At 59.9% G+C, this 14498-nt stretch carries 8 protein-coding genes; all 8 read right to left on the bottom strand.

Annotated features, from left to right (window positions below):
• Positions 1–174 precede the first annotated feature (174 nt).
• The 8 genes from ACA056_RS05620 to ACA056_RS05655 all read right to left on the bottom strand — a co-directional run bounded on the left by ACA056_RS05620 (position 175) and on the right by ACA056_RS05655 (position 14177).
• Positions 175–3201: a multidrug efflux RND transporter permease subunit gene (locus tag ACA056_RS05620; RefSeq protein WP_497271110.1), complete on the bottom strand. Its 3027-nt coding sequence runs from the start codon at positions 3199–3201 to the stop codon at positions 175–177.
• A gap of 13 nt (positions 3202–3214) precedes the next feature.
• Complete coding sequence (locus ACA056_RS05625) at positions 3215–4363, bottom strand: efflux RND transporter periplasmic adaptor subunit (protein WP_497271112.1); 1149 nt, start codon at positions 4361–4363, stop codon at positions 3215–3217.
• A gap of 278 nt (positions 4364–4641) precedes the next feature.
• Positions 4642–5739, bottom strand: coding sequence for a DUF1513 domain-containing protein (locus ACA056_RS05630; RefSeq protein ID WP_497271114.1), 1098 nt, complete (start codon positions 5737–5739; stop codon positions 4642–4644).
• Between the two features lie 14 nt (positions 5740–5753).
• Positions 5754–6818 carry an imelysin family protein gene (locus ACA056_RS05635; RefSeq protein ID WP_497271116.1) on the bottom strand — a complete coding sequence of 355 codons (1065 nt, stop codon included), beginning with the start codon at positions 6816–6818 and terminating at the stop codon, positions 5754–5756.
• Positions 6819–6844: 26 nt separating this feature from the next.
• Positions 6845–8272 carry a di-heme oxidoreductase family protein gene (locus tag ACA056_RS05640; protein ID WP_497271118.1) on the bottom strand — a complete coding sequence of 476 codons (1428 nt, stop codon included), beginning with the start codon at positions 8270–8272 and terminating at the stop codon, positions 6845–6847.
• Between the two features lie 280 nt (positions 8273–8552).
• On the bottom strand, positions 8553–9899 hold the full coding sequence (locus tag ACA056_RS05645) for an imelysin family protein (RefSeq protein WP_497271120.1): 1347 nt from the start codon (positions 9897–9899) through the stop codon (positions 8553–8555).
• A 207-nt stretch (positions 9900–10106) separates the two neighbouring features.
• On the bottom strand, positions 10107–12158 hold the full coding sequence (locus tag ACA056_RS05650) for a putative bifunctional diguanylate cyclase/phosphodiesterase (protein ID WP_497271122.1): 2052 nt from the start codon (positions 12156–12158) through the stop codon (positions 10107–10109).
• Positions 12159–12633: 475 nt separating this feature from the next.
• Positions 12634–14177 (bottom strand): IS3 family transposase gene (locus ACA056_RS05655; RefSeq protein ID WP_497271124.1). Its coding sequence is split into 2 segments (ribosomal slippage): positions 12634–13703 and positions 13703–14177, totalling 1545 coding nucleotides; the frame shifts between segments, so codons are not numbered across the junction.
• Between the last annotated feature and the right edge of the window lie 321 nt (positions 14178–14498).

Here is a 14498-nt window from a genome sequence, read left to right on the forward strand (position 1 = left end):
CGAGCCTGTGTGGCGAGGGGATTTATCCCCGTTGGGCTGCGAAGCGGCCCCAAAATCGAAAACCGCGGCGTATTAGGTACACCGCACTTAATGGTTTTACGACTGCTTCGCAGCCGAACGGGGATAAATCCCCTCGCCACACAGGCTCACTCCCACAGGGTTGTGCTGCGTTCCCTAGGGTTTATCGGGTTTAGCCAGCAACGTGTACACGCACGGCAGCACAAACAACGTAAACAACGTTCCGATCGACATCCCTGTGGCGATCACCATGCCGATGTCGAACCGGCTGACGGCGCCCGCCCCCGTGGCGATGATCAACGGCACCATGCCGAACACCATCGCGGCAGTGGTCATCAACACCGGACGCAGACGAATGGCCGCCGCTTCCTCCACGGCCTCGCGCGGTGTCAGGCCTTTGTCCTTGCGTAACTGGTTGGCAAATTCGACGATCAGGATTCCGTGCTTGCTGATCAGCCCGATCAACGTCACCAGGCCGACCTGGGTGTAGATATTCATGCTCGACCAACCCAGGAACAGCGGGATCAACGCGCCACAGATCGACAGCGGCACGGTCACCAGAATCACCAGCGGATCGCGGAAGCTTTCGAACTGGGCGGCCAGTACCAGGAAAATGATCGCCAGCGCCAGGGCGAAGGTGACCCACAGCGCACTGCCTTCCTGGACGTATTGCCGTGATGCGCCGGCATAGTCGAAGGCGTAACCCACCGGTGCCTCTTCCCGAGCGATCTGGCGCACGGCGTCGATGGCTTCACCCATGCTGACCAGCGGCACCCCGGACAGGATGGCCGAGTTGAGTTGCTGGAACTGGTTCAACTGCCGTGGACGCGCCCGGTCGGTCACGGTGATCAGGGTCGACAGGGCCAGCAGTTCGCCTTGGGTGTTCTTGACGTAATAATTGTTCAGCCAGTCGGGGTTATCCCGGAAGGGCCGTTCGACCTGAGCGATGACTTTGTAGCTGCGACCTTCAATAGTGAAGCGGTTGATCTCCGCCTCACCCAGCAATGTCGCGAGCGTCCCGCCCAGGTCCTGCATGGAAACACCCATCTGTGCGGCCTTGGCGCGATCGATATCCACCACTACTTCAGGTTTGTCGAACGCCAGGTCAAGGTCGACGAAGGCGAACTTGCCGGACTCCATTGCCCTCTTTTTGACTCGGTCGGCCACTTGCAGCAGCGACTCGTAATCGTTGGCGGAGTTGATGACGAACTGAAACGGCAGCCCCTCGCCGGTACCGGGCAGGGAAGGCAGGTTGAAGCCGAAGATCTGCAGCCCGGAAATGCTCTCCAGTTTGGCCTGTACCTCGGGCAGGATTTGCATTTGCGTGCGGCTGCGTTCGTTCCACGGCTTGAGCAGGAAGCCGCCGATGCCCGATTGCACGCCGTTGAAGCCATTGATCTGGAACGACGAGTAGTACTCGGGAAACGTCTTGAAGATCGTGACGAACTCGTCGGTGTACGCGCTCAGGTAGTCGAGGTTGGCCGGTTGCGGGGCGTTGGCCATCATGAAAATGATGCCCTGGTCCTCGTCCGGCGCCAGTTCCGACTTGGTGAACATGAGCAGCACCGGAATCAGGCACAGCACGATCACCGCGAACACCAGCACCACCGGCCGGGTGTTGAGGGTGCCGTGGAGCATGCTTTGGTAACGGCGCTTGAGGCCTTCGAAAATCAGGTCCAGGCGATGGGCCAGGCCGCTGGGATTTTCGTCGTGGCGCAGCAAGAAGGCGCACATCATTGGCGACAGGGTCAGGGCGACGATGCCGGAGATCACCACTGCGCCGGCCAGAGTCAGGGCGAACTCCTTGAACAGCGCCCCCGTGAGCCCCGTCAGGAAGCCGATCGGCGCATAGACCGCCGCCAGGGTGATGGTCATCGAGACCACCGGCATGGCGATTTCCCGGGCGCCTTCGATGGCCGCATCCAGCGGCGTCTTGCCTTCTTCGATGTGCCGGTGGATGTTTTCCACCACGACGATGGCGTCGTCCACCACCAGGCCGATGGCCAATACCATCGCCAGCAACGTCAGCAGGTTGATCGAGTAGCCCATCATCTGCATGAAGAACATCACGCCGATCATCGACAACGGGATGGTGACCACCGGGATCACCACCGAACGCAGTGCGCCGAGGAACAGGAACACCACCACAATGACGATCAGCACCGCTTCGAACAGGGTTTTCACCACTTCGTCGATCGAGGCCTGGATGAACAGCGTGGCGTCGTAGGCGATTTCACCTTTGAGGTTCGGCGGCAGCTGGGCTTCCAGGTCCGGCATGATCTTGCGCACTTCCTTGATCACGTCCAGCGGGTTGGCGCCGGGCGTGGCCTTGATGCCGATGTACACCGAGGGTGTGCCGCCGAAGGAGCTGATCGAGTCGTAGTTTTCCGCACCCATTTCAACCCGCGCCACATCGCTGAGCAGCACGCGACTGTCGCCCTCGACCTTGAGCGGAATCGCGGCAAAGGCTTCGGCGGACTTGAGCTCGGTATTGGCGTTGATGCTGGTGACGACGTACTCGCCTTTCACTTCGCCGGCGGCGGAGAGAAAGTTGTATTTGCGCACGGCATCGGTCACGTCGCTGGCACTCAGGCCGAAACCGGCGAGCTTGACCGGGTCCAGCCACAGACGCATGGCAAATACCTGGTTGCCAAGAATCTCGGCTTCAGCCATGCCCGGCAGGGTCGCCAGTTTCGGCTGGATCACCCGCGACAGGTAGTCGGTAATCTGCGGGTTGCTCAGCTCCTTGCTGAAGAAGCTGATGTACATCAGTGCCGAGGCGTCGGCGGCTTCCTTGCTCAGTACCGGGTCTTCGGCGTCCTGGGGCAGTTGGTTCTTCACCTCGTTGGCCTTGGCCAGCAATTCGGTGAACAAGCGGTCGCTGTTGGAGCCGATGCGCGCGTAGATAGAGATCACCGAGAAGTTCTGGCGACTGACCGAGGTCATGTAGTCGATACCCTCGGCACTGGCCAGACTTTGCTGCATCGGTTGGGTGATGTAGCCCTGAATGGTTTCGGCGTTGGCCCCGGGATAAGCGGTGGTCACCGTGATCAGGGCGTTTTCCATTTGTGGATACTGGCGCAGCGGCAACTTGCTCCAGGCCTGGAAGCCCAGCAGCACAATCAACAGGCTGACCACGGTGGCGAGCACCGGGCGGCGGATGAACGGGTCGGTAAAAGCCATGGGGATTCCTTGATCAGTCCGCGCGCGGCGGGCTGTTCTTCTCGGCTAAGGTCTTGTCGTCGCTGATCGCAATGTGTGCGCCGTTGTCCAGTTTGATCTGGCCGGCCGTGACCACTTTTTCGCCGTTCTGCACGCCTTTGGTGATCATCACCTGCCCGTCGCGGCGCTCGCCGGTTTCGATGAAACGCCGTTCGGCGATCAGGATCGGTTGGCCCTTGTCGTCTTTTTCCAGGCTGCCGTCTTCGGTTTTTTTCTGCGCGACGACATAGAGCGAGTTGCCGTACAGCGTGTAAGTGATCGCGCTTTCCGGCACGACGATGCGCGGCTGCGGGTCGGGCAACAACACTTGCAGGCTGGCGAACATCCCCGGCAGCAAGGTGCCGTCGGGATTGGCCAGGGTCGCGCGGACCTGCACGTTGCGCGTGCTGTTTTCGACTTTCGGGTTGATCGCGCTGATGGTGCCGGGGAAGGTTTGTGTCGGGTAGGCCGCGACAATGATCTGTACCGGTTGGCCAAGGGCGATCTTCGGTACCGACTGCTCGGGCACGAAGAAGTCTACATAGAGGCTGCTGAGGTCTTGCAAGGTGGCAATCATGGTGCCGCTGGCGAGATAGTCACCGATGTCCACCTGACGAATGCCGATGGTCCCGCTGAACGGTGCGAGCAAGCGTTTTTTGGCCAGCGCCGCCTTGAGCTGATTCACCGTGGCCCGGCTCTTTTTCAACACCGCCGAGAGCCGGTCGAATTCGCCTTTGGAAATGGCCTGGCTGCCCACCAATTGGCTGCCGCGACCGTAATCGAGCTGCGCCAGACCCAGGTCAGCCTGAGCGGTTTCGAGCAGGGCGGTTTCCACAATGCTATCTAGTTGCAGCAGCGGTTGGCCGACCTTGACCTTCTGACCTGACTCGAACTGCAAATCGATGACGGTGCCGTCGGTCTCCAGGCTCAGGTCCACGCCTTGCAGCGCCTTGAGCGTGCCGACGGTGGGCAGGCGGGCTTGCCACGGCCGTTCGGTGGCCGTGGCCACGGCGACACTGATCGCCGGTTTCGGCGCAGCAAAGCCCTGAATCATCGTATAGATGGAGAAGGCTTTGTAACCGGCCAGGACCAGCACGATCAGCAAAACAACACCCAACATGATCAGCATGCGGCGACGCAGCATATTTCCACTTCCTTGGAGAAAATCAGGTGAGACAGTCGGGCACATTACTCCGAGTGGGAGGGGGTTTCCAACTGGCAGAACTTACAGGTAGGCCAGCCAGTTAAGGAAAGATGTGGCGAATACAAAACCTGTGGCCAGGGGGCTTGCCCCCGTTGAGTCGCGAAGCGGCCCCAAAACTTACAATCGAGGTGTATCAGGTACACCGCGTGCAATGGTTTTACGACTGCTTCGCAGCCGAACGGGGCGGTGCGGCGTTCCGACAAGCCCCCTCGCCACAGTCAGATCAAATGCAGGTGGTTGTCCCAGAGCCCTGCGGGTAGATCGAGAGGTTTTGCAACAAGGCTTGTCTGGCGGCAATCGTAGAACCGGCAGCGCCCCTGACCCGAGGTCACGACAAAGCCATCGGCTACCGCGCCGACCCCGGCGCAATCGGGAAGCGGCGCGTCCAGGCGCACTTCACCGCTGTTCAGGTCCCAGATGAAAAAGCGGTTGCCCCGTGGTGCGGTCAACGCCACCAGGCGCAGTTCGCTGTGTACCGCGACGCTCGCGGTGTAATGCCCCATGGCCTGCAACTGATGTTCAGGCACCGGGAAGGCCACGAACGGCTGGCCGGGACGCTTGATCGCCAGCAGTTCCGACGACTCGTGAGACGGCCCCATGAACTGCTGACCGGCGACGATGGTGCCGTCGCTGGCAATCCCCAAATGACGCACGCTGTTCATCTGCTGGGCCAGGGTTTCCTTGCTCAGCAGGGTGCCGTCCCGTTGCATCAGCACCAGGCTCGGTTCCATGGCGTTGAGGTTCATCTCGACGCGGCTTTCGGCCTCGGTGCGAATGCCGCCGTTGGCCACCACCAGGGTTTCGCCATCGGGCATCCACGACACCTGATGCGGGCCGACGCCGTGGGTCGGAATCTCACCGCTGTGCACCAGCCGCTCGCCTTCGAACTTATACACACCGAGCAAGCCACGACCCGGATCGGAGGTGTCGTTCTCGGTGGCGTACAGCCAGTCGCCGCTCTGGTGAATCACCGCGTGACCGTAGAAGTGCCGGTTCGGCCGTGAGACCACGGTTTGCAGCAGCATGCCGTCGCGCAGGTCGATCAGGTAACTCTCGGTGCCAGGACGACGGGCGACGAACAGCGCAATCGGCAGCGTCGGATGGTTGATGATGTCGTGGCAACGCTGGCCGACCTGGGTGGCAAACACCCGGGTGCCGTCCAGCCGGTAACCGACGGCGTAGTGTTTGCCGTCGGTATCGTCCCGCGCCGACAGCAGCAGCGGACTTTTGTCCTTCTGCTTGAACAGCGTCCAGCCGCCCAGTGTCACCGCACCCAGCAGCAAACTACCTAACGTCAGAGCCTGGCGTCGCAGCATGGAACTTGCCCTCATCAGTCACCGTCGTTGGCGTTGAAGCCCAGTTGAATGCCCAGCGCCTTGGCCAGTTCGCCTTCGTGCAGGCGGTGGACGACGTTGAGGCTGTCGTAGATGTTGTTGAGTTGCTGGCGCCCGGCATCGTCGTTGAGCATCTCGGTCAGAGAACGCTGGTTGCTGGCGAACAGTTTCAGGGACACGGCGTAAGCGGCGTCGATCTTGTCGGCCAAAGGTTTCTGCTCGTTCGGCAACAGACCACGCAGGCCTTTGTTGTCGACGCCTTCCCACACCGTTTTGGCGGCGGCGAGGCTGGCTTCGAGGCCGGTCAGGGACGACTGGCTGCGCCATGCATCGGCCTGGAACGGTTGCGGCACACCCTTCGTCTGACGACCCATCGGCGTGCCGAGTTTTTTCTTCAGGCTGTCGAGGGCGGTGACTTGCACACGCAGGAGATCGGCGATGGCTTCGTGGGAATCGGCGTAGCGCTGGTTCGGGAATTTGCTCATCTGCGCGAGCATGCCGTCGGTGTTGTTCCAGCTTTTCAGAATCTCTTCGGCCAGTTGTTTCTGACGCTCGCCAATCGCGATCAGCAGCGGGCAGTACTTGGCTTTCTGTTCAGCGTTGGCCACATCAGGCTTGCTGTCGAACAGGATGTATTCGTAGGCGGAAAGGCCTTGAACGACAACGCTGGACGTGGCCAATGCAGCGGCATCGATCTGCGGCTGTGCGGTGACCAGTTGCTCGACCTGACGGCCGACGAGGTTTTTCTTGTCCGGCCAGAACTGTACCTGCCAGGCGCGATTGCCTTCGGCCAACGGCCCGATCAGCAGCGGCTGCAGCTCGGCCCAGGCTTTCTGCGCATGCAGGAAGTCGGCGCGGGCGGTGTCGAGGTTTTCCTTGCCTTCGCAGTAGGCCAACGCACTGACGGCCAGTTGGCGGTCGGCTTCAACCCAGCGCGTGTAGGTCGGCAGGATCACCGACTTGGCGATGGCCGCCGACGTGACGGCCTGCGGATCCTGAGGCGAACAGGCGCCCAAGGCTAGCGCGGCAAGGCTGGTGAACAACAATTTGGGACGGAACATGTCGGGCTCCCACTATGGAATACGTATTAAAGGGAATTCAAGAACGCCAGCAACGCAGCGCGCTGCTCGGCATTGAAAGACAAAACCTGTTGCTGCGCCGCCGTGGCTTCGCCGCCATGCCAGAGCACGGCTTCGAGCAGATTGCGGGCGCGGCCATCGTGCAAAAACTGGGTGTGCCCACTGACCGCCTGCGTCAGGCCGATGCCCCACAACGGCGGGGTGCGCCAATCGCGGCCACTGGCCTGGAATTCAGTACGGTTGTCGGCCAGGCCGTCGCCCATGTCATGCAGCAGCAGATCGCTGTAAGGGCGAATCACTTGATTGGCCAGTTCAGGTTCGGCGGCGTTGGCGGCGGTGGTGTATTTCGGTGTGTGGCAGGACTGGCATCCGGCCTGGAAAAACAGCGTCTTGCCGGCCAGCACCTCGGGGGCGCTGACATCGCGGCGGGCCGGTACGGCGAGGTTACGGCTGTAGAACAGCACCAGGCGCAGGATGTTATCGCTGACTTCCGGCTCGCCATCCGGGCCATTGCCGTTGGGCGCTTGCTTGCAAGCGGTTTGCGCATCGGTGCAGTCATCAACGGGTCTCAGACTGGTGGTGAGGCCCATGTCACCGGAAAACGCGTGGACGTTCTGCTGATTGAGGTTCGGTTGCCCGGCTTTCCAGCCGAACCGGCCGAGAACGGTCTTCTGCTGCGCATCGTCCCAGACCCGGTTCGGACGTCCGGCAATGCCGTTTTTGTCTTTTGCCTGAGCCTCGGCATTGGCCAGGATCGCCTCGTCAGGAATCGCTTCGAGCAGCCCCAGACCAATCATTGGCGGTGCAACCCTGGCCGAGAAACGCGTGTCAGGGTGCATCGGACCGTAGCCGAGCTGGGTGATCTGCAACGTCGGTTTGCGCAACTCGACTTCGGTGCCGTCCTTGAAACGAATCGGAACGGGCGTGTAATCGACGCGCACTTTGCCTTCCGGCACGACACCCGGCACGGACATGTCCTGGAATTGTCCGCCGTAGACCGGCTCCGGGACGACACCGAGTTGCTCGATGACGTTGGCATAGGCCGGTGAATCGGGAATCGACAGGCGCACCAGCATCGACACGGCGTTCTGCGCATCAGGCGTGGGCGGATGACCGCGTCCGTCCTTGATGTGGCAGTTCTGGCAGGCGTTGGTGTTGAACAACGGCCCGAGGCCATCCCGGGCGGTGGTGGTCGACGGGGCGATCACCCAGGGATTACGGAAAAAGCTGTTGCCGACACTGAAGTCCACGCGCCGTGACGGCGGCAGGTTGGCGGACGGCAGGGAAAATGAGTTCTGATCGGTCTTGCGCACGGTTGCGCTGCCACCGGACCGGGCTTCACCGGGTTCGGCTTTGGTAAAACGCGGGGCGTCATCGCAGGCACTCAGGCCCAAGGCCAGAAACAGTGCGGACAAGCGAAGAGGCAGCGAGGGCATCAGACATCCTGCAAGACGAGCAAAACAAGGGGCGCAAAGTCTAACAGGGCAGGGGAGATTGAATAAGAGGAATTATCGTTTGGTTGATGTGGGGCAAGGATTATTTGGTAAACACAATCCCCTGTAGGAGTGAGCCTGCTCGCGATGGCTGTGTGTCAGTCGCCAGCGATTTCGACTGACACACAGCCATCGCGAGCAGGCTCACTCCTACAATGGATCTGTGGTTGGCGGGCATGAAAAAGGCGACCCGAAGATCGCCTTTTTATTCAGCCAGCGTTGATCAGAATTCGTGATCAGCGTTGTCCGGGTTCAGGTCACTGATGCCCAGTTTGCCAGCGGCGGCTTCGATCGAACCGGTCTGCTTGACCAGGGAAGCGATAGCGTCGCGGACGATCTGGTTGCCAGCAGTGTTGCCGGCGGCGATCAGCTGGTCGTAGTGCTCACCTTTGTTGGCGTGATCGACGATGACCTGCATCTTGGCTTCGGTCGCAGCCAGGTCGGCTTTCAGCGCGGTGTCGGCCGCCGGGTCAGCCTTGGCCACCAGGGACGACAGGCTGGCGCCGGTCATTTTGGTGCCGTCGACGCGGGTGTACTCGCCCAGGTACACGTTACGAACGCCTTTGGCATCGTAGAATTGCGAGTTGTGGGTGTTGTCGCTGAAGCAGTCGTGTTCGTCTTCCGGCGAGTTGGCTTCCAGGGAAACCTTCATGCGCTCGCCCGCCAGTTCGCCCAGGGACAGGCTGCCCATGCCGAACAGCATTTTGCGCAGACCGGATTCAGCTGGCTCGGCTTCCAGAGTGGCGCGGTAGTTGTCGGCCACGTTCGGCTTCCAGTTACCGACCATTTCTTCCAGGTCGCTGACCAGCAGTTGGGTCACGGACTTCAGGTAAGCGCGACGACGATCGTTGTGACCGCCGGTTGCGCCTTTGCCTTCGAGGTAGTCGGAAGCTGGACGGTTACCGGCGCCAGGGCCGGTGCCGTTCAAGTCCTGGCCCCAGAGCAGGAATTCGATGGCGTGGTAGCCGGTGGCAACGTTGGCCTCGGAACCGCCCAGCTCGTTCAGGCTGGCGAGTTTGGCCGGGGTGATGTCTTTCACGTCGATCTTGTCTTCGCCGACCTGAACCTGGGTGTTGGCGATGATGTTGGCCGTGGCGCCCGGGTTACCCAGTGCGTGCTCGTAGGATTTGTCGACGTAGTCGATCAGGCCTTCGTCCAGTGGCCAGGCGTTCACCTGACCTTCCCAGTCGTCGATGATGGTGTTGCCGAAGCGGAACACTTCGCTCTGCAGGTAAGGAACGCGGGAAGCGATCCAGGCAGCCTTGGCAGCTTTCAGGGTGTCGGCGTTTGGCTTGGCGAGGAAGGCGTCGACGGTGGCTTGCAGGGTCTTCGCGGTGGATTCGGCATCGCTGTAAACGGCGAAGACGATGTCGGCGTAATGCGCGACAACGGCTTTGGCGGCGGCTTCGTCGACTTTACTGGCTGCGGCAGGTGCAACCGCAGGGGCCGTGGTGCTGGCGGCCGGAGTCGGTGCTTGCGCAGCAACAGCTTTGTCTTTGCCTTCGCCACAACCGGCGAGGGAAATAGCGATGGCCAACAGACTGGCGGTAGCCAGAGGCATACGAATCATGGCGAACATCCTGCTTCGAGAGGGGGTGGAGGCGCAGCAAGCGCGCAAAACTGCGACATAATGCAAATCTTTCGCATTATCTGTAAAGGGTTGTACCTGGAAATATTTCTTATTCAGGCGGGAGTTGTGTCGTGGATCAAGAGATCGCAGCCTCGTTTCACTCTGTAGCAGCTGTCGAGTGAAACGAGGCTGCGATCTCTTGATTTTCTACAAAATAGCCGCGTTGCTGCGCTGGGCCTGTTTCAGATACGCGCTCAATTCCCGCGCCGGCAGCGGCTTGCTGTAGAGATAGCCCTGACCTTCGTGACAGCCCTCGGAGATGATGTAGGCCTCTTGCTCGGCGGTTTCCACGCCTTCGGCAATCACCTGCATGCCCAGGCTCTTGCCCAGCTGGATGATGGCCCGGACGATGGTCGCATCGTCGTCGTCATCGAGCAGGTCCTGAACGAAGCTCTTGTCGATCTTGATCTTGTCCAGCGGCAGGCTTTTCAGATAACTCAATGACGAGTAACCGGTGCCGAAGTCGTCAATCGCGATCAGCGCACCGGAGCGGCGCAGGCTCAGCAGATGCTGGGCGGCCGTGCTGATGTCTTCCATCAGGCCGGTTTCGGTGACTTCCAGCTCCAGGCTGCGCGGTGGCAGGCGGTACATCTGCAGCAGGTTGTTGACCACCCGTGGCAACTCGGCGTGGTGCAGCTGCACCGTGGACAGATTCACCGCCATGCGCAAGTCGACGAAACCCTGGTCATGCCAGTCGCGCAATTGCTTGCACGACTGATCCAGCACCCATTCGCCGATGGCGATGATGGTGCCGTTCTGCTCGGCCAAGGGGATGAACAAGTCCGGCGGAACCAGCCCGTGCTCGGGATGCTGCCAGCGAATCAGCGCCTCGACACCCACCACCCGGTGATCGCGATAGCTGATCTGCGGCTGGTAGACGAGGTAGAACTGGCCACGGGCCAAGGCCTCGCGCAGGTCTTTTTCCAGCTCGCGACGGCGGCGCATCTCGGTGTCGACGCTGGCGATATAGAACTGATAACGGTTGCGCGAGCGAGTCTTGGCCAGGGTCATGGTCTGCTCGGCTTTTTGCAGCAGTTTCTCGGTGCTGTCACCGTCCTCGGGGAACAGGGTGATGCCGATGGTGGCGCGCAGGCGAATCTCTTGATGATCGAGAGCAAATGCTGCTTCCAGGTCATCGAGAATGCTTTGGGCCAGTTCGGCCGCTTCGTAGGGTTGTTCGATATCGGCCTGAACCAGGGCGAACTGGTCGCCGCCGAGGCGGGCGAGGGCGCCGAGGCGTCCGCTGTGAGCTCGCAGGCGATCGGCCAGGGCCAGCAGCAGTTGGTCGCCGGTCTGGTAGCTGAATTGTTCGTTGATGCCCTTGAAGTCGTCCAGGCCGACCACCAATACCGCGACCCGACGTTGCAACCTGCCGGCGTCTACCAGGATTTTGTCCAGTTGCTGCTGTAATTGCTGGCGGTTCGGCAGGCCGGTGAGGAAGTCGTACTGGGCCATGCGTAGCAGGCTGTTTTCCGCTTCGTGGCGCAAATGGGTATTGCGCTCGATGGACTCGAGCAACTGGTTGGCGGTGTTGATCCAGATTCCCAATTCGTTCTTTTCATGCCCCTTGAGCAGCGGGATTTTGTGTGCGCTGGGGCGATCCGGATTGATTTCCGTGAGGTGTTCGATGATCCGCGACAGCGGTTTGGTCAGCAGCCAGTGATAGACCAGGTACAGCACCAGCCCCATGGCCATCGCACGCAACACGCCGGAGATGAAGATGATCACCGAACTGACGATGAATCCCTGGCCGTAGGTGGCGGTGTCGAGGGTGATGCTCAAGTCGCCGTAATACTCGCTGTAAGGGCCGCGACCCACCAGCTGGGTGGTGAAGGTGCGTTCCTTGCCGAGGATCAGGTCGGTCAGCCAGCGACTGTCGGAATGCTGCAGCTCGCGAGACTTTTGCGCGAGCATGGCTTCGTTGGGATGGCCAATGGAGGCCTTGCGCACAGCGTCGTCCTGAAACAGGCCTTCGATCACCTGCATGCCCATTTCCCGGTCCAGGCTGTAGACGGCCTGGGTCGAGGGGTCGCGGAACATGTCGAGGATGCGTTGGGCATCGCTGGCCACGGCCTGGCGTGTTTTATAGGCATCGAAAACGATCTGCGCGCAGCTCAAGACCACGCCGACGATCAATGCCGACAGGAGCACGACCCGAAGCAACTTCACCGACAAGCTGTTCTTGAGTTCCAGCTTCAAAGAGTCATTCCTTGTTCCGTGCGGGTAGCGTCAAGTTGCCATGAGTATTGGCAATCCGGTGATGGCAGTCAAAGGGACAATCAATCACATGGGGTTTTGCCTGTAGCTTGGCCGAAATACTGTCGTTTGGACTATTTGCGCTATTTGTACTGTGTCGGTTGTTGGGGCCTTCAACTTGAGGGGGATTGGGACATATTTTCCGTTTGGTTGATGTTAGACGGCTGTGGCGTTGGGGCAAGGGGCTGAAGGCTGGTTTCATCGTGGGAAATCGTCCTGGTTTCTTCGGATGTACACGTTTTGAATGTGGGAGCGAGCTTGCTCGCGATGGCGGCCTGTCAGCCGACCAATCTGTTGGTTGATCGGGTACATATCCATTTCTGCGGTAATGGCCACTTAGGGTTTCGCCCTTACGGCGACTCACTTTTTTTACAAGCCGGTACGTGTCAAGGTACCTGTCACCTTGTTCCAACTGTTGTTAGCCAGCTGCACCCTTAACCTCAGGGCGCTCTGGGTTTAAATACACCGCATCTGCCAGCTTCCAGTTGCGTGTCCGAGTACTCCAGCGGCTCGGATTAGCGTCCCTGGCGTCTTCATAAAGCACTGCTCTAGCTTGTAATAGAACCGTCGCCTTGCCTTCGTGGCGTTCGTTCGGCGTGACGTATTTCAAGGCGCTGTGGCGGTGATCTTCGTTGTACCACTCGATAAATTTCTGCACCCAAAGCCTTGCTTCAGTGACCGTATCAAATGGTTGATCCGGCCAGAGTGGGCAGTACTTGGCGGTACGGAAAAGCGCCTCGGCATAAGCGTTGTCATTGCTCACCCTCGGCCGGCTGAAGGACGGCTCGACGCCCAGGGCGATCATGCTTTCACGTAATAAAGAGCCTCTCATAACGTGGCCGTTATCCGAGTGCAACACCAACGGACGACCCGCTGTGTGCTCCCGCAAGCATCCCTTTCTGAGCAACTCACACGCGTGTTCGGCACATTCCACCTCATGCACTTCATTAGCGACCAGCTTGCGGCTGTAGACATCCTTGACCATGTACCAGTAGAAAAAACGGCCTTTGACGGTGCTGGGCAGCCAGGTGATATCCCAGCACCACACCTGATTGGGTGCGTCAGCACGGTGCGTCGTCAGTACTCTGCGTTTCGGGGTCTTGGTACGACCACGGCGCACGTTTTGATTGGCGGCTTTTAACACACGGTAAAACGTCGACTCCGAAGCCAGATAAATGCCTTCATCCGCTAGTTTTGGAACGATTTGGTGCGGGGTGAGGCTGGCGTAGCCAGCCTGATTGGCAGCATCAAGCACCGCTTGGCGTTCTGTCTCACTGAGCTTATTAGCCGGAGCTGCCCGTTGAGCCAGCCGTCGTCCGTCACAGTCAGCGTGTCGCCAGCGCTGGACTGTGCGCAGGCTCAGCCCCAACTCATTGCAGGCTCGATATCGACGAGCGCCATTGAGTACCGCGTCTGCAATCAACTTCATGGCTTGCGTACGATCAGAGGCGTCGATCAGTCTTCCTTGTCCTTGCCCCAGATCGCATTGGCTTTTTTTCTGAGATCCAGCAAGGCCACCGCCTCCGCACGTCCGGCATCAGACTGAATCAATTGACGCTCAAGTATTTTGATACGCCGTTGCTCGGCCGTCTTAGAGGTTCGAGAGTTGAGATCAACGACCGGATTGGCGTTTTGGCATGCCATTCGCCACTGTTGGATTTGCTCAGGGTAAATGCCTTTGATTCGGCAATACTGAGAGATCTCCACCTCGCTCAACGGCGCGGTTTCCATGACAGCATTGAATTTATCGGCGCTAGACCATTGGTCACTGGTCTTGCCGTTTCCCGGAACGATCAAGCCTTTATCTCTAGCCATTTGTCTCCAATTTCGCAGTGACTGTGGCGTGAGATTGAGCGCAACGGCAAGTTCTGCCACTGATCGATTGAGGGGCGGCATCATTTGCAAAACGACCCAGTCTTTGAAGTCGTTGTCGTTGTCGTAGCGTTTGCCTAGCTTGGACATCGATATGTACCTTCGCCCTCTTGAATGAACGAGTCAATCAACAAGGGCGACAGGTAGCCTGACACGGAGGGAAGCGCCTAAAAAAAGTAAGCAAAAAAACGCTCGCCCCAAGCGTCCGGCCCCTCGCTTAGGCTCGGCGTTCCTTCGTTCCGGCATTCATCTGGGGGCATCGCCTCCGGTCGGCTTCGCTTCGACCTCCTCTCGATGTGTTCGACTTCGTCGAACGGCGCTGCGCGCCTCCCCCCAGATGAACACCTCCACTCAGCCTCCCGATGGGGCGGGTGGATCAAGATCAAGAGCTGCAGGCGAGCTAACGCTCGG

The sequence above is a fragment of the Pseudomonas sp. LBUM1666 genome (assembly GCF_059695775.1).

Excerpts from the sequence above, each read along its gene's own strand:
- ACA056_RS05620 (WP_497271110.1), bottom strand. The coding sequence starts at position 3,201 with ATGGCTTTTACCGACCCGTTCATCCGCCGCCCGGTGCTCGCCACCGTG.
- ACA056_RS05625 (WP_497271112.1), bottom strand. The coding sequence starts at position 4,363 with ATGCTGCGTCGCCGCATGCTGATCATGTTGGGTGTTGTTTTGCTGATC.
- ACA056_RS05630 (WP_497271114.1), bottom strand. The coding sequence starts at position 5,739 with ATGCTGCGACGCCAGGCTCTGACGTTAGGTAGTTTGCTGCTGGGTGCG.
- ACA056_RS05635 (WP_497271116.1), bottom strand. The coding sequence starts at position 6,818 with ATGTTCCGTCCCAAATTGTTGTTCACCAGCCTTGCCGCGCTAGCCTTG.
- ACA056_RS05640 (WP_497271118.1), bottom strand. The coding sequence starts at position 8,272 with ATGCCCTCGCTGCCTCTTCGCTTGTCCGCACTGTTTCTGGCCTTGGGC.
- ACA056_RS05645 (WP_497271120.1), bottom strand. The coding sequence starts at position 9,899 with ATGATTCGTATGCCTCTGGCTACCGCCAGTCTGTTGGCCATCGCTATT.